The following is a 19,170-nucleotide window of genomic DNA, read 5'->3' as shown; positions in this document are numbered from 1 at the left end:
AGGGGGACGGTCCTTCCCCCGGCACGGCGTCTCATCGGCCCGGCGCGACTCAGTCCGCCGACGCCGTCCACCCCAGCGCCTCGATGCGCGCGGCGTCGCCGGACCGGCTCTCGTCGAAGGCCGTCCGGTTGCCGTCCTCGACCCGGACGGCGTCCACGTACACCCCGCGTCCGACGTAGAGCTGATCCGTGGCGTACCGCCACCGCAGCCGCACCTCCTTGCCGCGCCATGCGGCGAGGTCGGCGTCGAGACGGTGCCAGACCCGGCCGGACCAGCCGGAGACCGTGCCGGTGGGGTGCGGCTCGGGCCGGGGGCTTCGTGTCCCCGCCGTCGGTACGGTGGTGAAGGGTACGGGCTGCCAGGTCGCCCCGGCGTCCGCCGACGCCTCCAGGAAGAGGAGGTCGGACCCGGGCTCGGTGTCCCACCACAGGGCCGAGCTCAGCCGGGCGTGCGAGGAGGCGAGACGAAGTGCCGGCAGCGTGAGCGTGGCGGAGGCGGAGCTCGCCATCCCCGAGAACCATGCCGTGCGGCCACGCGCGGGACGGACCGCGACGGCGCGCGCCATCTGGTTGGCGGTGGCGACGCGCGGCGCGCTGCCGGAGCGCCAACTGCGCACCGGATGCACCGAGTTGCCGAGGACGATCAGGAACGAGTCGGTACTCGGGTCGAGCACCAGACTGGTGCCGGTGAACCCGGTGTGGCCCGCCGTACGAGGTGTTGCCATCGCCCCCATGTACCAGTGCTGGTAGAGCTCGAAGCCCAGACCGTGCGCATCGCCGGGGAACGCCGTGTTGAAGTCCGTGAACAGCAGGTCCACCGACTTTGCGGAGAGAATCCTCGCGCGGCCGTAGACCCCGCCGTTGAGCAGCGTACGGGCGAGGATCGCGAGGTCCCAGGCGCAGGAGAAGACCCCCGCGTGGCCCGCCACACCGTCCAGGCTGTACGCGTTCTCGTCGTGCACCTCGCCCCAGACCAGTCCGCGGTCGAGGCCGGACCAGGGGAGCCGGGCGTCCTCGGTCGCGGCGATCTTCGGTTTCCAGGAGGCCGGCGGGTTGTACCGGGTGCGGTGCATGCCGAGCGGAGCGGTGATCTGCTCGCGGAGCAGTACATCCTGCGTGCGGCCGGTGATCTTCTCCAGGATCAGTTGCAGCGAGATCAGATTCAGGTCGGAGTAGAGGTACGCCGTGCCGGGCGGGTTGGCCGGCACCTCGTTCCACAGCAGCTCCAGCTTTCCCTCCCGCGTCGGCGCGCTGTACAGCGGAATCCAGGCGCGGAAACCCGAGGTGTGCGTGAGGAGTTGACGGACCGTGATGCCCTGCTTGCCGCCGCCGGCGAATTCGGGCAGATACGAGGCGACCTCGGCCTCCAGCTCCAGCCTGCCGCGCTCGATCTGCTGCACGGCGAGGATCGAGGTGAACAGCTTGGACACCGAGGCCAGGTCGAAGACCGTGTCCTCGGCCATGGCGATCTGCTGATCGGGCGGGAACTCCACCCCCGTGTCGGTCTTCTCGTCGTACGCCGCGTAGCGCACGGCCTTGCCGATCGGGTGGTGCAGGGCCACCGTGCCGCCTCGCCCGGCGAGCAGCACCGCGCCGGCGTACCAGGGGTGCTTGGGGGAGTCGGAGAGGAACTTCTCCGCATCGGCGACCAATTGATCCAGAGGACCCTGCAGCAACCCGGCGCGGGCGGCGGATCCGCGCCGCAGCGTGGGCCGGCCCTGCGCGGACGCCGCGTTCGTCCCGGTCCCTGAGTGCATACCCGACGACTCCGCCTCCGACTCCATGGCCGACGCCCGCTCCGCGAACGGAATCGGCGCCAGGGCGAGTGCTCCGCCCAGGGCCAGCATCCCACCGCCCAGCCTGCGTCGGCTGATCCCTCTCCCGGCCGCGTCCTCGGTCATGCGGAGCCCCTTCCTGCCGTTCCCTGTCGAGTGAAAGAAACTTTCGAATTAGTGCCCGAAGGTGAAACTTCTTTCCGGGGCAGAGATTACTGTCACCTCTGCCGTCGCGGAGGCCCCCGGCGTCACAAAGAATCTGACACTGCATCAGAAAATCTCTTCCCTCGCAGATCCGACTGCGGCATCCTGCGGCCCATGGAGACGGAGCTGAGCAAGAAACTTGGGGTCGAGCACGCCATCTTCGGCTTCACGCCGTTCCCCGCGGTGGCCGCCGCCATCTCCCGGGCGGGCGGGTTCGGCGTACTCGGCGCGGTCCGCTACACCGCCCCGGACGACCTGGCGCGTGACCTCGACTGGATGCAGGAGCACGCCGGCGGCAAGCCGTACGGCCTCGACGTCGTGATGCCCGCGAAGAAGGTGGAAGGGGTGACCGAGGCCGACGTCGAGGCGATGATCCCGGCCGGACACCGCCGGTTCGTCCAGGACACCCTGGCCGAGCACGGCGTACCGGAACTCGCCGAGGGCGAGGCGTCCGGCTGGCGCATCACCGGATGGATGGAGGAAGTCGCGCGCAACCAGCTCGACGTCGCCTTCGAGCACCCCATCGGACTCCTCGCCAACGCCCTCGGCTCACCGCCCGCGGACGTCGTCCGGCGCGCCCACGACCAGGACGTCCTCGTGGCCGCTCTCGCCGGAAGCGCCAAGCACGCCCGCCACCACGCGGACGCGGGCATCGACATCGTCGTCGCCCAGGGGTACGAGGCCGGCGGCCACACCGGTGAGATCGCCTCCATGGTCCTGGTCCCGGACGTGGTCGATGCGGTGGGACCGCTCCCCGTCCTCGCCGCCGGCGGCATCGGCAGCGGCGAGCAGATCGCCGCCGGGCTCGCCCTCGGCGCCCAGGGCGTATGGCTCGGCTCCCTCTGGCTGACGACGGAGGAGGCCGACCTGCACTCCCGCGCGCTGACCCGCAAGCTCCTTGCCGCGGGCTCCGGCGACACCGTCCGCTCCCGCGCGCTGACCGGTAAACCCGCACGCCAGCTCCGTACCGCATGGACCGACGCGTGGGACGACCCGTCGGGGCCCGGCACCCTGCCCATGCCGCTCCAGGGGCTGCTGGTGGCCGACGCCGTGTCCCGCATACAGAAGTACGAGACCGGCGCGCTGCTCGGCACCCCCGTCGGACAGATCGTCGGCCGGATGAACACCGAGCGCAGCGTGCAGGCCGTATTCGACGACCTGACCCGCGGCTTCGAGCGTGCCGTGGACCGGATCGACCGCATCGCCGGACGGAGCGCCTCATGAACCGGCAGCCCAACGGCTTCTGGGCCCAGGCCGCGGCCGACCCCGGCCGTACGGTCCTGACCGCACCCGACGGCGAGAGCTGGACGGCGGGCCGGCTGCACGCCGCGGCCAACCGCCTGGTCCACGGGCTGCGCGCCGCCGGGCTCCGGCGGGGGGACGCCTTCGCGGTCGTCCTGCCCAACGGTCCCGAGTTCTTCACCGCCTACCTCGCGGCCACCCAGGCGGGGTTCTATCTCGTACCGGTCAACCACCACTTCGTCGGCCCCGAGATCGCCTGGATCGTCTCGGACTCCGGCGCCAAGGTGCTCATCGCCCACGAGCGGTTCGCGCAGGCGGCGACCGCGGCCGCCGACGAGGCGAAGCTCCCGGCCGCCCACCGCTACGCCGTGGGCGCGGTCGACGGCTTCCGCCCGTACGCCGAACTGCTCGAAGGACAGTCCGGCGAACCCCCCGAGGACCGCACCCTCGGCTGGGTCATGAACTACACCTCCGGCACCACGGGCAGGCCGCGCGGCATCCGGCGGCCGCTCTCCGGCAAACCCCCCGAGGAGAGCCATCTCGGCGGATTCCTCGCCATCTTCGGCATCAGGCCCTTCGACGGCAACGTCCATCTGGTCTGCTCGCCGCTCTACCACACGGCCGTCCTCCAGTTCGCGGGTGCGTCCCTGCACATCGGGCACCCCCTGGTCCTCATGGACAAGTGGACGCCCGAGGAGATGCTGCGGCTCATCGACACCCACCGCTGCACCCACACGCACATGGTTCCGACCCAGTTCCACCGCCTCCTCGCCCTTCCCGGCGAAGTGAAGGAGGCATACGACGTCACAGCCATGCGCCACGCCATCCACGGCGCGGCCCCCTGCCCCGACCACGTCAAACGGGCCATGATCGACTGGTGGGGGAGGTGCGTCGAGGAGTACTACGCGGCCAGCGAGGGCGGCGGCGCCTTCGCCACCGCCGAGGACTGGCTGGCGAAGCCGGGCACCGTGGGCAGGGCCTGGCCGATCAGTGAACTCGCCGTCTTCGACGACGACGGCAACCGCCTGCCGCCCGGCGAACTCGGCACCGTCTACATGAAGATGAACACCGGCGGCTTCAGTTACCACAAGGACGAGACCAAGACGAGGAAGAACCGCATCGGTGACTTCTTCACCGTCGGCGACCTCGGCATCCTCGACGAGGAGGGCTGCCTCTTCCTCCGCGACCGCAAGATCGACATGATCATCTCCGGTGGCGTCAACATCTACCCCGCCGAGATCGAGGGTGCTCTCCTCGGCCACCCCGCGGTCGCCGACGCGGCGGTCTTCGGCATTCCGCACACCGACTGGGGCGAGGAGGTCAAGGCGGTCGTCGAACCGGCCCCGGGGCACGAGGCGGGGGACGCGCTCGCCGCCGCGATCCTGCACCACTGCGAAGACCGTCTCGCCGGGTACAAGCGTCCCAGGAGCATCGACTTCATCGCGGAGATGCCCCGTGATCCCAACGGCAAGCTGTACAAACGCCGGCTGCGCGACCCGTACTGGGAAGGGCGACGACGGGCCCTGTGACACCCGCCCCGCGGTCGCCGCCCGCGGCCCCGGCCGACGGGGACGCCGTCCACGGCCGCCCTTCCCTCCGCGCCGCGCCAGAGCCCCGACCGCCGCCGCGGGCAGCGCGTTCGCGGTGGTTCCGGCGACCGTCCCGGCATTGGCCCTGTGAGCGTCGTCCCGGCCGCGGGCCTCTGTGAGTTGTTCCGGCCGGGGCCCTGAGAGCGCCGTCCCCATGGTGCGTTCAACGGCTCAGAAGCACTGTTTCCCAGCAGGGGCCCCTGGGTTAACGTCGATGACCGAACACAGCTTCGCCTTGCACGGCGTCGGCAGCGGGCGCTGCCGCGACACCGATAGGGAGGTACCTGTGCGCGCACTCGTCTACCTGGGCCCCGGTTCCGTCGAGCTCCAAGAGCGTCCGGCGCCACGCGTCGGTGCCGACGACGACGTGGTGGTGAAGGTCGTAGGCACCGGGATCTGCGGGACCGACCGCAAGATTCTGCTCGGCCGCTTCCCGGCCCGGCCGGGCGTGGTGCTCGGCCACGAATCGGTCGGTCTGGTCCAGGAGGTGGGCGCCGGGGTGCGGTCGCTCGCGGTGGGGGACCGGGTGGTGGTCAACCCGACCCTGTACTGCGGCTGGTGTGTGCCCTGCATGCGCGGGGCGACGAACTTCTGCCGGAACAAGGCCGGGACGGAGGTCGGCGTGGACCGTGACGGGACGTACGCCGACGGTGTGGTGCTGCCGGAGCGGTTCGTACGGCGCGTTCCCGACGGGATGCCCTTCCGCGGTGCGGTGCTCATCGAACCGCTCGCCTGCGTCCTCAACAACGTGCGGGCGGCCGGGCTGACGGTCGACGACACCGTGACCGTGCTGGGCGCGGGACCGATCGGCATGCTCGTCGCCCTGGTGGCCGCCCGGACCGCGCGGTGCGTCACGGTGGCAGAGACGGACGACTACCGGCTGTCCCGCGCACGCGACCTGTTCACGCATGTGGTGGACGTGTCCCGAACGGACGCGGCCGAGGCCCTCGTGAAGGCGGCGGGCGGCGAACGGCCCGGCGTCGTGTTCGACACCACGGGGAGCGGCCTGGACGATGCCCTGCGCCTGGTCGACGACGGTGGACGGGTGGTGCTCATGGGCTTCGACGACAGCTACAGCGTGCCGCTGCGGCCGCTCCAGCTGACCAATCGCGGGATCCGGCTGATCGGAGCCGGTGACTTCCGGGGAGACACCTTCCCCGTGGCCGTCGACCTCGCGGGCGGTCTGGGACTGGAGCGCCTGGTGACGCACGAATTCCCGCTGGAGGCGTACGAGGACGCGCTCGGCGCGCTGGGCGGAGTCGGCCGTGAGGGGGCGGGCGGCCGGTACGACGCCATGAAGGTCGTCATCCGCTCCGACACCGGCCCGGCCGGCGCCGACGGCTGGCCGGTGGGCGCGTGAACGGGCCGCGGCTGGGGTCGATCGAGTCCGGCGGGACGAAGTTCGTCTGCCTGGTGGGATCGACGCCCGACCGGATCGAGGACGAGATCCGCTTCCCCACGGGGGATCCGGAGCCGACACTGGCCAGGGCGGTCGCCTTCTTCGAGGAGGCCGCGGTGAAGGGGCCGTTGGACGCCGTGGGCATCGCGTCGTTCGGCCCGCTCGAACTGCGCCGCTCGCATCCCGCGTACGGCCGCCTCGCAGCGACGCCGAAGCCGGGATGGACCGGGGTGGACGTCGCGGGGACGGTCGCGGCGGCGCTCGGCGTGCCGGTCGGCATCGACACCGATGTCAACGGCGCGGCGCTCGGCGAGGGCCGCTGGGGCGCCGCGCGGGACCGGGACACCTATGTGTACCTGACGGTCGGTACCGGCATCGGCGGTGGCGCGGTGATCGGCGGACGCGTCATCAACGGCCTGGTCCACACGGAGATGGGGCATCTGAGCGTCCCCCGCGTACCGGGGGACGACTTCCCGGGATCCTGCCCCTTCCACGGGGACTGCTGGGAAGGCATGGCGGGCGGCGAGGCCGTCGCCGCCCGCTGGGGGCGACTGGCCCAGGAGCTGAGCGGCGAAACGCTCCGCCGCGCCCTGCACCTGGAGGCGGCCTATCTCGCCTCCGGCCTGCGCGACATCATCTACACCACCGCGCCCGAACGTATCGTGATCGGGGGAGGGATGGCCGTACTGCCCGGACTGTTCCCCCTGCTGCGGGCCGAACTCACCCGGTCACTGGCCGGCTACCCGGGTCTGCCGGAGCACGCCGCCGACGACTTCGTGGTCCCCGCCGCCCTCGGCCGGCTCGCCGGACCGGCGGGCGGCCTGGTGCTGGCCGAGCGGGCCGCCGAGGAGGCGCGGCGCGCGGCCGGCGGCGCGGCGGCGCGACCGTCCGCGGACGGCACGAGCGCGGACGCACCGCCAATGGCGGCGCAGCCCGAATGAGCGGAGCCGCGAACGGGAAGGCTCGCGGTCATGACGATCGGTGACCAGGTCCGTCTCGACGCCCCGACCCGTGCGTGGCTGACGGAACGGGCGTTGCCCGGCCTGAGCCTGTCGGAGGTGAGCCCGCTGCCCGGCGGGTTCACCAACGACATGCGTCTGGTGACGACACGGCAGGGGGAGCGGTACGTCCTGCGCCGCTACCTCTCCAGCGAAACCAGGATGCGCCGCAACACCTGCGCCGTGGAGAGAGCGGTCCTGGAGCGGGCGGCGCCGACCGTACCGGTGGTCGACGTCGTCGCGTCCGATCCGTTCGGGACGGCCACGGGCAGGCCCACGCTGGTCTACCGCTTCACCGACGGCATTCCGCTCGGCCGGGCGCTCGCCGAGCGGCCGACCGCGGCCGACGCGTCCGAACTCGGCGCCGCGGTGGGCGGGGTCCTGGCCCGGATCGCCGCGGTACGGCTGCCCCGGCCGGGTTCCTTCCACGACACCACCCTCGTACCGGCCCCGGGTGGTGACGAGACCGCCGACCTGCCCGGGTTCGTCGAGCGATGCCTGGCCACCAGCGGCGACGGCAACGCCCTGACGCCCGACGAGGCCGACGCGCTGCGCGGACTCGCCGCGCGGACCGGGCCCCGGGTCGCCGAAGTGAGCGGACAGAGCCGACTGGTCCACTGCGATTTCAACCCCAAGAACGTGCTGGTCACGCGGGAGAGCGGCCGGTGGGACGTGGCGGCCGTGCTCGACTGGGAGCAGGCGTTCAGCGGCTCGCCCCTCTACGACATCGGCAACATGCTGCGCTTCGCCCATCTGTATCCGCCCGCATTCGTGGACGGGTTCGTCTCCGGCTACAGGGACACGGGCGGTCCGCTGCCGCGCGACTGGCGCGAACTCAGCCGGACCTTGGACCTGTTCACCCTGGCGGACATGCTCACCGCGCCGCCGGACGCCGACTGCTTCGCCCAGGCACGGACGGTGCTGCTCCGCCACCTGTCGGACGAACCAGGACCGGCGACGCACCCTACCGCCTGAGTCCGCGGACCTTCACGAACGTTCACGGATTCGCACGGGCCTGCGCCGGATTTCACGGGGACCGGCCGGCTTCAGATGCGGGAAACCACGCGATGAAGCGATGCGGACGCTACCGCCTATGCCAGGGGTAATTCCGTATCCGGGAATACGAAGATCGTCATCCGAATCCTTGATGTTCTTGGCCGATAAAGACTCCTCAACAGGCCGATACATTCTGTTCAGTGCAAAGTCGGGCCGTTATGCTTCCGTGAGCCGAAAGATCCTTGAACAAGGGAGAATTTCGCTGTGGAGAACACGAGGCCGGAAAGTGTCTCACGCCCCGCTTCCGGGGAAGCATTTCTGGAATCCGGTGACGGGAGGCTGACGCCGACGCCGACGGTCAGGTGCAATGGGACGCCGCCCACTCCCGAGCAGACGGAAGGGCCCTTCTACAAGCCCGACACCCCCTACAAGCCCGACTTCAGGGGCGATGTGGAAGACGGTACGCCGATGCTGCTCCACGGCAGCATCGTCACCCCCGAGGGCAAGCCCGTCGGCGGCGCGCTCCTTGACTTCTGGCAGGTCGGGGACGAGGGCGTCTACGACGAGGAGGGGTTCCGGCTCCGGGGCCACCTGTTCGCCGACAGCGACGGGAACTGGCGGCTGCGGACCGTGCTGCCCGCCATGTACCCGGGCCGCACGCGCCACGTGCACGTCAAGGTGCAGCCCCCGGGCGGCGAGGTGCTGACCACGATGTTGTACTTCCCGGACGAACGGCGCAATCACCTGGACAAATATTTCCGGCCGGAGTGCCTGATGGATGTCCGCCGGACCGAGGACGGCTGGGACGCCGCGTTCACCTTCGTGCTGGACATCTGAAATTCTGGCACAGGGATTCCCTCGCGCGGGAACCCTGATGTGCGGGGGCCGTTCTGTACGGACGGAGCTGCCCCCGCCGAAGATCCCGTGCAGGGCACGTCGAAATGCCACGTCGTGAGCAGCGGGAGAGACATGGTCGACTTGACGCACGCCCAGAATTTGATCTATTACCCGGTCAGTGACTACTTGATGGATCACGGCGAAGGGATCTATCTGTACGACGCGGACGGGAATCAGTACATCGACTGCGCGTCCGGCACCTTCAACCTCAGCCTCGGCTACAGCCACCCCGAAGTGGTCAAGGCGATGCGCGACCAGATCGAACGGCTGGTGCACGCGACGTCGACGTTCCAGACCGAGCCGGTCAACGACCTGGTGCGACGCCTGGTCGAGGTCACTCCCGAGAACCTCACCAAGGTGCACCTCAAGGTCTCGGGCGGATCCACCGCCAATGAGGGCGCGGTCAAGATGGCCCAGATCAGCACCGGACGGCGCGATGTCATCACGCTCTTCCGCAGCCATCACGGCCAGACCATGATGACGACCACCATGTCGGGCGAATCCTTCCGCAAGGCTCCGTTCCCGCATCTGATGCCCGGCGTGCTCCAGGTCCCCGACCCCTACTGCCTGCGCTGCTTCTACCGGCAGACCCCCGACAGCTGCGGACTGCTCTGCGTCGAGCGGATCAACGACTTCCTCGACCACGCCAGTTCGGGCAGCGTCGCCTGTGTCGTCGTCGAACCGGTCTCGGGCAGCGGCGGGAACATCGTGCCGCCCGACGGGTACCTCGCCGCGCTGCGCACCCTCTGCGACGAGCGGGGCATCGCGCTGATCTTCGACGAGATACAGACCGGCATCGGCCGGGTCGGCCGGATGTTCGCCGCCGAACACTACGGCGTCCGGCCCGACATCCTGACCACCGGCAAGGGGCTCGGCGGCTCCGGCGCCCAGGTCGCCGCCATCGTCGCCGACGAACGGATGTCCGGGCTCAGCAGCGACCACCACTCCTTCACGTACGGCGGCAACACCCTGGCGGCGGCAGCCGCGGCGACGACCCTCGACGTCATCGGCCGCCCCGGCTTCCTGGAGAACGTACGCGAGGTGGGTGCGCACATCATGGACCGGCTACGGGCCCTCGCCGCGGCTCATCCGTCCATCGTGGACGTGCGCGGACTCGGCCTGATGATCGGCATCGAAATCGGTGACGAGGACGGCCGCCCCCACAGCGACCGGGCCCAGGCCCTGGCACGGCGGGGGATGGAGCACGGCCTGATCCTGCGGACCTCGCGCTACGGCCGCGGCAACGTCATCAAGATCCGGCCGCCGCTCGTCATCACCCGGGCCGAAGCCGACCTGCTCTGCGACCGGCTCGACGCACTCTTCACCACGGAGACAGCATGAAGGACTACGTCGTACAGCTCGCCTCAGCGGTGCGCGGCGCGGTGCTGGCCGCACAGAACCGGCTCGACAGCCGGCTTGTACGAGGCCATTCGCCCGGTGGCGACGCGCAGTTCGGCCTCGACGACGTGGCGGAGGCCGCCGTCTGGAAGCACGTCGTCGACGGCGGCGTACCGGTCGCCGTCTACTCCGAGGACCGGGGGCTGCAATTCCACGGTGCCGCACCCGAATACCTGCTCGTCGTCGACCCCATCGACGGCACCAGGCCCGCCGTCGCCGGACTCGAATCGGCCACCGTTTCCGTGGCCGTGGCCCGGCTGTCCGACCGCCCCCGCATCGCGGACGTGGAACACGCGCTGCTCATGGAGATGAGGACAGGGGCCTACCTCTACGGGGAGCGCGGCTCGGACGCGGTGACCGCCCACGGCTACACGCACCCCGTACCGTCCCTGACCACGACCACCGACCTCTCCCGGATGTTCTGGTCCCTCGAATTCAACGGTCATCCCGCACGGCTGATGACCGACGCCTACGGCCACCTCATCGACCGCTCCGCCAACACCGGCGGCGTGTTCGTCTTCAACAGCGCCACGTACTCCATCTCCCGGCTCCTCACCGGTCAGCTCGACGCCTATGTCGACATCGGCAACCGGCTGCTCCGCGACGACCCCGCGCTCCTCCCCGAGTTCGAGCGGGTCGGCAACGGAAGCGTGCTCCACCTGTTCCCCTACGACATCGCGGCGGCGGTCTTCCTCGCCGAGAAGGCAGGCGCCGTCATCACCGACGGCTACGGCGAGCCGCTCGGGGAGACCGCGCTGACCGACCTGGGCGTCGACAACCAGCGCTCCTGCGTGGCCGCCTCCACCCCCGAACTCCACAAGGCGCTGCTGGAGGAGATCCGGTGGAGGGCCTGACCCGGCAGGGACACGACACGCATGCCCCCGCTTCCGGCGACACAGCCGAGTTCCGCGCACTCCTGGAGCGGCTCTCCGACAAGGCGACGGCCGACTACTACAACCCGTACACCACCTTCGACTGGCCCCGGACGATTCCCACCGACGACTTCTGGATGTCGCCGGAACTGCTGACGGTCCACGGCACCGAAGCGATGGAGACCCTGAGCCCGGAGCAACTGCGCGCCCTGAGCCGGTGGGAGAGCGTCCACTTCTACAGCCTGAACGTGCACGGCATCAGGGAACTGCTCATCGAGGTCATGCGGCGGATCCACACGCCCGGCTTCGAGACTCCTTCGGAGTTCTTCCACCACTTCGTCGGCGAGGAGAACGACCACATGTGGTTCTTCGCCACGTTCTGCCTCAAGTACGCCGGCAGGATCTACCCCGACAAGAAGCTGAAACTGCCCGAGACCCCGCGGGACGCGGCGGTCGAGAACTTCCTGGTGTTCGTCCGGATCCTGGTCTTCGAGCAGATCGTCGACCACTACAACGTCCGGCTCGCGGCCGACGAACGGCTGCACACGACGATCCGCCACCTCAACCGCCTCCACCACCAGGACGAATCCCGCCACATCGCCTTCGGACGCCGACTGGTGCAACTGCTGTGGGACCGGCTCGCGCAGGCCGGCATCGACGAACGGACCCGCCGCGAGACGGGCAGCTACGTCGGCCGCTACATCACCACGAGCATGGAGTCGTTCTACAACCCCGCCGTCTACCGCGACGCGGGGATCGCGGACGGCTACGCGCTCCGGCAGCGGCTGCTCGCCCACCCCGCGCGGCAGGCCGCCCACGCCCGGGTGCTGCACAAGACGACGGACTTCCTCACCCGGATCGGAGTACTCGATGCCGGGTACTGAATCCGCGGCAGGCACCGGCCCCTGGACCGTGCGCGACGGACTCGCCTCCTTCGGGGAGCCCGCGACCGTGCTGCTGCACACCCTGGACGAGGTGTTCACCGGCTGGGGGACCCGGGCGGGCGCCGTACGGATGACGTTCCCGCCCCTGCTCGCCGCCGACGACCTCCGCACCCTCGACTACTTCCGCAACTTCCCCCACCTGGGCAGCCCCGTCTCCCGCATCCGGCCCGACCGCCTCGATGCCCACAGCCGCGGGAGGGCCGGTGGCCCCGTGCCCGCGGGGGATCTCGCGGACGCCGGACACCTGCTGCCCTCCGCCGCCTGCTACGGCTGCTTTCTGCACTTCTCCGGAACCATGACGGAAACCCCTCTGCGGGTGACCACGGCCGCCCGGTGCTTCCGTCACGAGGACCACTACGACGGACTGCGCAGACTCTGGGGCTTCACCATGCGGGAGATCATCTGCATCGGCTCCGCCGAGCAGGTCCGTGACCACCTCGGGCACCACCATGCGCGGCTCGCCGCCTTCGCCGCCGGTCTCGGCCTGTCCCTCTCCCGGCAGCCGGCGACCGATCCCTTCTTCGAGAAGGAGGGCGCGCGCACCGTCATGCAACTGCTCGCCCCGGTCAAGGACGAGTACGTCCACACCGACGGCACCGCCGTGGCCTCGATGAACAACCACCGGAACTTCTTCGGGGAACGCCGCTCCATCGCCCACGCGGGGAAGCCCGCGTTCACCGGCTGTGTCGCGTTCGGGCTGGAACGCTGGATACATGTGCTGAACGAACGCTTCGAGGGCGACCTCGGGGCCGCGGCGGCGGCCGTACGGAAGGCCGGCGAGGAGGAATGAACCGCCTCCAGTCCGTCCTCGGCCTCGAACTCCCGCTGCTCCAGGCGGGCATGGGAGGCATCGCGGGGCCCGAACTGTGTGCCGCGGTCTCCCGGGCCGGGGCCGGAGGAGCCCTCGCGCTGTACAAGGAGCCTCCGGAACGGACGCGGGAGCTGGTACGCGCCGTGGTGGCGTCGACCTCCCGCCCCTTCGCGGTGAACGTCATCCCCGAGGTGAGCGGCCCGGCCCTCTGCCGGGCCCAGCTCCGCGCCGCCCTGGAGGAACTGCCCGCGCGCGCCTTCGTCACCAGCTTCGGACTGCCGGACGCCGGGGCGGCACACGACGTCGTACGGTCGGGCCGCGTACTGGTGATCCAGGTCGGCACGCTCCACGACGCCGACGCGGCCCTCCGACTGGGGGCGGGTGTCCTCGTCCTCCAGGGCACCGGGGCGGGCGGGCACCTTCTCGGTGAACTGCCCTCCGCGCGTTTGCTGCACGAGACCCGCGCCCGGTACTCCGACGCCGTGCTGGCGGTGGCGGGCGGCGTCGCGACCGGTGCTGATCTGGCGCGGATGCTGGCCCGGGGCGCGGACGGAGCCATGGCGGGAACCCTGTTCGTCCCCACGGCGGAGTCCGCCGCCCATCCGTACTACAAGCAGCGCGTGGCCGACGCGTCGGCGGACGACACCGTCGTCACCACGCGATTCGACATCGGCTGGCCCGGCCGGCCGCATCGCGTACTGCGGAACTCCCTGACCGGGAAGGCACCCCGCCGCCCCGCGACCTTCATCGCGACGACCCGGGCGGGCGGCAGCCGGCTGCCCGTCCCCCGCTACAGCGCGGCCGTTCCGGTGGCCGCGACGGTGGGCCGTGTCGAGGAGATGGCCATGTACTGCGGCCGGTCCTGTTCCCGGGTCGCCGGGCAGCACCCGGCCGCCGCCGTCGTCGAGCAATTCCGCCGCACGTACGAGGCGGCCGGCCAGTCCCGCGAGACATCCACGGAAGGTGGGCCATGGAAGAAGCGCTCAAGCCGGTGACCGACTGGTTGCGGGCCAGGAATCCGGAGGCCGGGGAGATCCCGGCCGATCTCGACCTGATCGAGAACCGGCTCGTCGACTCCCTCGGCTTCATGGAGTTCATCCTGATGCTGGAGGACCTCGTCGGCCGCGAGCTCCCCCTGGAGGAACTGGACGTGGACCGCTTCCGCTCGCTCCGGGCGATCCACGACAACTTCCTGGTTCCGCCGGCTCCGGCCGTCGCGGAGCACACCCCGTAGTACGCCAGGGCTCCCGGCCGGAGGTCACATCGTGGAACACGGACAGGTCGTCTCCCTGCACCTGGCTCCCGTCGCCGGTGCCGCCACGTTTCCCGTCACGCAGGCCCGCGCCGTCGCGGGGCGCGGACTGGAGGGTGACCGCAACTACTGGGCAGGGGCCGGGCCGCGTCCCGGACAGCGGGGCACCGGCCGCGCGTCCGGGGTCTGCGACATCACCCTGATCGAGCTCGAAGCACTTCAGGCCCTCGCCCGGGACACCGGCATCGAGCTGACCCCCGCGCAGTGCAGGCGCAACGTCGTATGCCGGGGCATACGGCTCAATCCGCTGGTGGGAACCGAGTTCCAGGTCGGCGGGGTCACGCTCCGCGGGCTTCGGCTGAGCGAACCCTGTGCCCGGCTCGAACAGCTGACCCGCCCCGGCCTGGTGCGCGGTCTCCTCCACCGGGGCGGACTGCGCGCCGAAATCGTCCACGGCGGACCGATCCGCGTCGGGGACCAGGTGGGCCACGACAGCGACCTCGCGGTCCGGCACCGATGACACGACCACCCCGCACCGAGGAGCGCCGCCCATGACCGACACCGCCACACCTCCCGGAAACCCCCGCTCCTCGCAGGCCCGGGTGCACATACCCGCCGCACGCCCCGCCGACCTGCGCGATGCCGTGCGCGAAGCCGTGCGAGCCGTCCACGCCCCGTCCGCGCCCCCGGCAGCGGCCGAGTGGCACCGCACCACCTGCGGGGACTGGGGGCTGGCGGCGGGCGGGCTGCGGGCCGAGCTCAGCGTGCCCTGGGACGGCCCGGAGCTGCGCATCGCGGGCAGCGTCGACACGGCCGGACCGGCGGCGGTCACCCGCCTGCTGGCGGACATCGCCCGACGGCTGCCCGGCGGACCGCGGCACCGGCCCCGCCCTGCCCCGTCCACGCCACCTGCCGGGACGGCCGGCGGCAACGCCCTGATTCCCCGGATACCGTCCCCCGCGCCCGTGGTGTCGGCCACGTACCGCCTGCCGTCCGGGCTCTGCGCGCACGGCGTCATCCGCTCACCCGCCGAGGCCGCCCACGCCGCCCACGCCGCCCTGCACGTGATGCTCCGCGCCCCGGACCTCCGCCCCGGCGGCGGCCTCGCGATTCTGACCGACAACGGCGCCACCGGCGCGGACACCACCGCGGCCCGGTCACAACCGCGCCTCGTCGCCGACCCACTCGACCTCGGCCCGTCCGTCACGGGGGCGCAGGCACTGGCCCGCCCGCACCGGGAGCACCGCCACCTCCAGGACCGCCCCGCGCCGCCCCACCCGGCGTTCGTGTACGACTACCCTGGCCCGCCCGCGGTGCCGGACGGCTGGCTCCTCCAGTCGTGGACCTGCCTGGTGGCGGACGCGGTCCACTGCTCGCTGACCGGAACCGAGGGGCGTTTTCGGCTGCGCGCCACCGCACCGGGACGCCTGGTGCGCCAGACCCGCCTGGACCTCCTGCTCGCCCGCTGGGCCGACACCCTGACGGAGCTGATCACCCACCGGGACCGCCCCCTGGGCAACCTCGGCACCCCCACCTCCGCGGGGCTCTGACGCTCCGTCGGCCCGCGCCGGGGTCTCGCGAGTCGGCCCGAGAAAACAAGTGGCGGGCAGATGCGGACTCCACCTACCTTGTGCGCTCGTGACCGATGCCCCCAAGCGCCCGTCCAGCGGCTCGCCCGCGACATCCACGCGGCCGGCCGCGTCCGTCTCCGGCGACTCGGCGGCGACGGCCGACCGTCCGCCGGTGCGTTCCGATTCCGCCGGGGGACTGTTCTCGGGAACGTATGCGGCCGCGACCGCCAGTTTTGCCGCGGTGATGTTCCTGACCGGGCTCGCCGCACTGGCCGTGGTGCCCACTCTGCCGACGGCCGCACGGGACCTGGGCGGGGTGTCGCTCTTCCCGCTGGTGGCGGGGTGCTTCGTGGCCGCCGGCCTGCTGGGAGGGGTACTGGGCGGCCATTGGGCGGACCGTTCCGGGGCGCACCGCCCACTGGCGGCGGGCATGGTGCTGGCGGTGGTCACCCTGCTGGTCTCGGCCGCCAGCACCTCCATCTGGCAATTGGCGGCCGGCCGCTTCCTGGACGGACTCGCGAGCGGGATGGTGGCGGTGTCGATCAACACCGCCATCGGGCAGGCCTACCCCGACCGGCTGCGGCCGCGCGTCCTGGCGCTGATGAGTGCCTGCTGGGTCGTTCCGTCGCTGGTCGGTCCGCCACTGGCGGGCGTGGTGGCCGAATGGTGGTCCTGGCGGGCGGTGTTCCTCGGTCTGGCCGCGCTGACCGTGCTGCCGGCGCTGGCCGTGGTGGCTGTGCTGCGCGGGCGTTTCAGGCCGGTGGCCCCCGCACCGTCGGGAGACGGGCCGCCCCGTCCCGCGCTGCTGATCGCGACGGCGGTGAGCGTGGGCGCGGCGTCGGGGCAGTACGGCGTCTCGGGCTGGGACCCGCGCCACCTGCTGTTCGCGGGGGGAGGGCTCGCCCTGCTGGTGGTGTGCGCGCCACGGCTGCTGCCGCCGGGCACCTGGCGTGCCGCGCGCGGCCTGCCGGCCACGGTGCTGCTGTGCGGCATGGGCTCGGGGGTGTTCTTCACACTGGAGGCACTCGTGCCGCTGCTGCTCGTGACGGAGCGGGGCGTGCCTCCCGTCTCGATCGGTCTGGCCTTCACGGGGGCCGCCGTCGCCTGGGCCGCCTCCTCCTGGGTCCAGGGCCGCCTGCTGGAGCGCCGCCCCCGGCACCACCTGGTCGTGGCCGGTGCGCTGGTGCTGTCCGCCGCGGTCGCCGTCGCCGCCGTCGGGACGCTTCCCGCGCTGCCCGCGTTCACCGCCGCGTCGGCCATGGTCGCCGCCGCCGTCGGCATGGGCCTGCTCTCGCCGTCCCTCACGGTGCTGTCGCTCTCCCACGCCCCGTCCGGCCGGCAGGGTTACGCCAGCAGCGCGATGCAGACCAACCAGAACCTGGGCCAGATAACGGTTCTGGGCATCGCCTCCGCCGTGTTCAACGCCTGCCTGGGAGCCGGCGTGGCGGACCACGCAGGCTACGGCTCTGCCTTCGGGCTGCTGCTCGTGCCCTGCGCCCTCGCCGCCCTGCTCGCCACCCGCACCCGCAGCGCGTGAACGAACCCCCGGCCCCCGCACCCCGCCGGCACCCCGCACCCCTGCCGGCATCACGACCGGGACCCGGCCCCTTGACCACCGGGTTCCGGCCGCACAGGATCACGCCATGACAGGTGTACGGAGCAGCACAGTCGACGGTGTCGTGGCCCGAAGCGCCCGGCGCACCCCCGAGCGCACCGCCCTGCGGTACGCGGAGAGGTCCTGGACGTACGCGGAACTCGACGCGGCCGTCAGTACCGCGGCGGCGTTCCTCACGGGCGAGCACGGGCTGCGCCCCGGCGACCGGGTCGCCTGCTACGCGCACAACTCCGACGCGTATCTGATCGGCTTCCTCGCCTGCGCCCGCGCGGCCCTGGTCCACGTGCCGGTCAACCAGAACCTCACCGGCGACGATCTCGCCTACATCCTCGAACAGTCCGGCAGCAGCCTCGTCCTCACCGACCCGGACCTCGCCGGCCGTATTCCGGCCGCGTTCTCCGTACGCCCGCTGCGCGACGCACCGGACTCCCTCCTCGACGCCACCGCCACGCCCCGCCCCTTCACCCCGGAGCGCGAACCAGAGGCCGGAGACCTCGTCCAGCTGCTCTACACCTCGGGCACCACCGCACTCCCCAAGGGCGCGATGATGACCCACGGCGCGCTCGTCCACGAGTACGTCAGCGCGATCACGGCGCTCGATCTGCGGGCCACCGACCGGCCGGTCCACTCACTGCCGCTCTACCACTCCGCGCAGATGCACGTGTTCCTGCTGCCCTGCCTCGCGGTCGGCGCACAGAACATCGTCCTGGACGCACCCGATGCGAACCGGATCTTCGAACTCGTCGAGGCGGGGCAGGCCGACAGCCTCTTCGCCCCGCCGACCGTCTGGGTCGGCACCTCCCGGCACCCCGGCCTCGCCACCCGCGAACTCGGCGGGCTGCGCAAGGCGTACTACGGCGCGTCGATCATGCCCGTGCCCGTACTGGAACGGCTCCGGGAGCGGCTGCCCGCGCTCGCCTTCTACAACTGCTTCGGGCAGAGCGAGATCGGCCCGCTCGCCACCGTGCTCGGACCGGACGAGCACGAGGGCCGGATGGACTCCTGCGGCAGGCCCGTCCTCTTCGTCGAGGCCCGGGTCGTCGACGAGGACGGCGCGGAGCTTCCCGACGGCACGGCCGGTGAAGTGGTCTACCGCTCGCCCCAGTTGTGCGAGGGCTACTGGAACAAGCCCGAGGAGACCGCGGAGGCCTTCCGCGACGGCTGGTTCCACTCCGGGGATCTCGCCGTGCGCGACACGGAGGGATTCTTCACCGTCGTCGACCGGGTGAAGGACGTCATCAACTCCGGCGGCGTCCTCGTCGCCTCCCGGCAGGTCGAGGACGCCCTCTACACCCATCCCGCCGTCGCCGAGGCCGCGGTCGTCGGCCTGCCCGACGACCGCTGGATCGAGGCGGTCACCGCCGTGGTCGTCCTGCGCGGCGAGGCGACGCAGGCCGAGCTCATCGACCACGCCCGCGAGCGGCTCGCACACTTCAAGGCCCCGAAGCAGGTCCTCTTCGTGGACGAACTGCCCCGCAACGCGAGCGGAAAGATCCTCAAGCGGGAGCTGCGCGAACGGTTCGCGTAAGGGCTGTCCGTAGTCCCTGGTGGATCGGCGTGCGGCGTCGGATGCGGTGCATCGCACGGCGGAGGGACGCCCGACTACTG

Annotated in this window: 17 protein-coding genes; 16 read left to right on the top strand and 1 reads right to left on the bottom strand. The window is 71.4% G+C overall.

Features of this window, described 5'->3' with window-relative positions:
* Positions 1–49: 49 nt before the first annotated feature.
* Positions 50–1,900 (bottom strand): serine hydrolase, encoded by a 1,851-nt coding sequence (locus ACFVT1_RS13960; RefSeq protein WP_389794906.1) that lies wholly within the window; start codon positions 1,898–1,900, stop codon positions 50–52.
* Between the two features lie 192 nt (positions 1,901–2,092).
* Between ACFVT1_RS13960 and ACFVT1_RS13955 the strand changes: the two genes are divergently transcribed.
* From ACFVT1_RS13955 to ACFVT1_RS13880, 16 genes are all read left to right on the top strand, one after another.
* Complete coding sequence (locus ACFVT1_RS13955) at positions 2,093–3,202, top strand: NAD(P)H-dependent flavin oxidoreductase (protein ID WP_389794904.1); 1,110 nt, start codon at positions 2,093–2,095, stop codon at positions 3,200–3,202.
* Entirely contained in the window at positions 3,199–4,749 is a 1,551-nt protein-coding gene (locus ACFVT1_RS13950; protein WP_389794902.1) for an acyl-CoA synthetase, read from the top strand. Before ACFVT1_RS13955 ends, ACFVT1_RS13950 begins: the two co-directional genes overlap by 4 nt.
* A gap of 346 nt (positions 4,750–5,095) precedes the next feature.
* Complete coding sequence (locus ACFVT1_RS13945) at positions 5,096–6,169, top strand: zinc-binding dehydrogenase (protein ID WP_389794900.1); 1,074 nt, start codon at positions 5,096–5,098, stop codon at positions 6,167–6,169.
* Entirely contained in the window at positions 6,166–7,149 is a 984-nt protein-coding gene (locus ACFVT1_RS13940; protein ID WP_389794898.1) for an ROK family protein, read from the top strand. The genes ACFVT1_RS13945 and ACFVT1_RS13940 overlap by 4 nt, the downstream gene beginning before the upstream one ends.
* A 30-nt stretch (positions 7,150–7,179) precedes the next feature.
* Positions 7,180–8,181: a phosphotransferase family protein gene (locus ACFVT1_RS13935; protein WP_389794897.1), complete on the top strand. Its 1,002-nt coding sequence runs from the start codon at positions 7,180–7,182 to the stop codon at positions 8,179–8,181.
* Between the two features lie 285 nt (positions 8,182–8,466).
* A complete protein-coding gene (locus ACFVT1_RS13930; protein WP_389794895.1) occupies positions 8,467–9,039 on the top strand; it encodes a hypothetical protein in 573 nt (190 codons plus the stop codon).
* A 132-nt stretch (positions 9,040–9,171) separates the two neighbouring features.
* Entirely contained in the window at positions 9,172–10,440 is a 1,269-nt protein-coding gene (locus ACFVT1_RS13925; protein WP_389794894.1) for an aspartate aminotransferase family protein, read from the top strand.
* Positions 10,437–11,351: an inositol monophosphatase family protein gene (locus tag ACFVT1_RS13920; RefSeq protein ID WP_362198831.1), complete on the top strand. Its 915-nt coding sequence runs from the start codon at positions 10,437–10,439 to the stop codon at positions 11,349–11,351. The genes ACFVT1_RS13925 and ACFVT1_RS13920 overlap by 4 nt, the downstream gene beginning before the upstream one ends.
* Positions 11,339–12,253, top strand: coding sequence for a diiron oxygenase (locus ACFVT1_RS13915; protein ID WP_389794892.1), 915 nt, complete (start codon positions 11,339–11,341; stop codon positions 12,251–12,253). Before ACFVT1_RS13920 ends, ACFVT1_RS13915 begins: the two co-directional genes overlap by 13 nt.
* Entirely contained in the window at positions 12,240–13,103 is an 864-nt protein-coding gene (locus ACFVT1_RS13910) for a hypothetical protein (protein WP_389794890.1), read from the top strand. The genes ACFVT1_RS13915 and ACFVT1_RS13910 overlap by 14 nt, the downstream gene beginning before the upstream one ends.
* Complete coding sequence (locus tag ACFVT1_RS13905) at positions 13,100–14,119, top strand: NAD(P)H-dependent flavin oxidoreductase (protein WP_389794888.1); 1,020 nt, start codon at positions 13,100–13,102, stop codon at positions 14,117–14,119. Before ACFVT1_RS13910 ends, ACFVT1_RS13905 begins: the two co-directional genes overlap by 4 nt.
* Complete coding sequence (locus ACFVT1_RS13900; RefSeq protein WP_362198844.1) at positions 14,095–14,358, top strand: acyl carrier protein; 264 nt, start codon at positions 14,095–14,097, stop codon at positions 14,356–14,358. The genes ACFVT1_RS13905 and ACFVT1_RS13900 overlap by 25 nt, the downstream gene beginning before the upstream one ends.
* 31 nt (positions 14,359–14,389) lie before the next feature.
* Positions 14,390–14,896 (top strand): MOSC domain-containing protein, encoded by a 507-nt coding sequence (locus ACFVT1_RS13895; protein WP_389794886.1) that lies wholly within the window; start codon positions 14,390–14,392, stop codon positions 14,894–14,896.
* A 31-nt stretch (positions 14,897–14,927) separates the two neighbouring features.
* A complete protein-coding gene (locus ACFVT1_RS13890; protein WP_389794884.1) occupies positions 14,928–15,926 on the top strand; it encodes a hypothetical protein in 999 nt (332 codons plus the stop codon).
* Between the two features lie 265 nt (positions 15,927–16,191).
* Entirely contained in the window at positions 16,192–17,484 is a 1,293-nt protein-coding gene (locus ACFVT1_RS13885) for an MFS transporter (RefSeq protein ID WP_389795466.1), read from the top strand.
* Positions 17,485–17,590: 106 nt separating this feature from the next.
* The gene (locus ACFVT1_RS13880) at positions 17,591–19,090 is read left to right on the top strand and encodes an acyl-CoA synthetase (protein ID WP_389794882.1); all 1,500 of its coding nucleotides are present in this window, start codon (positions 17,591–17,593) and stop codon (positions 19,088–19,090) included.
* Positions 19,091–19,170: the final 80 nt, after the last annotated feature.

Source organism: Streptomyces sp. NPDC057963, assembly GCF_042887155.1.
Classification (GTDB): Bacteria; Actinomycetota; Actinomycetes; order Streptomycetales; family Streptomycetaceae; genus Streptomyces.
This window is presented reverse-complemented; position numbering and strand designations above follow the sequence as displayed.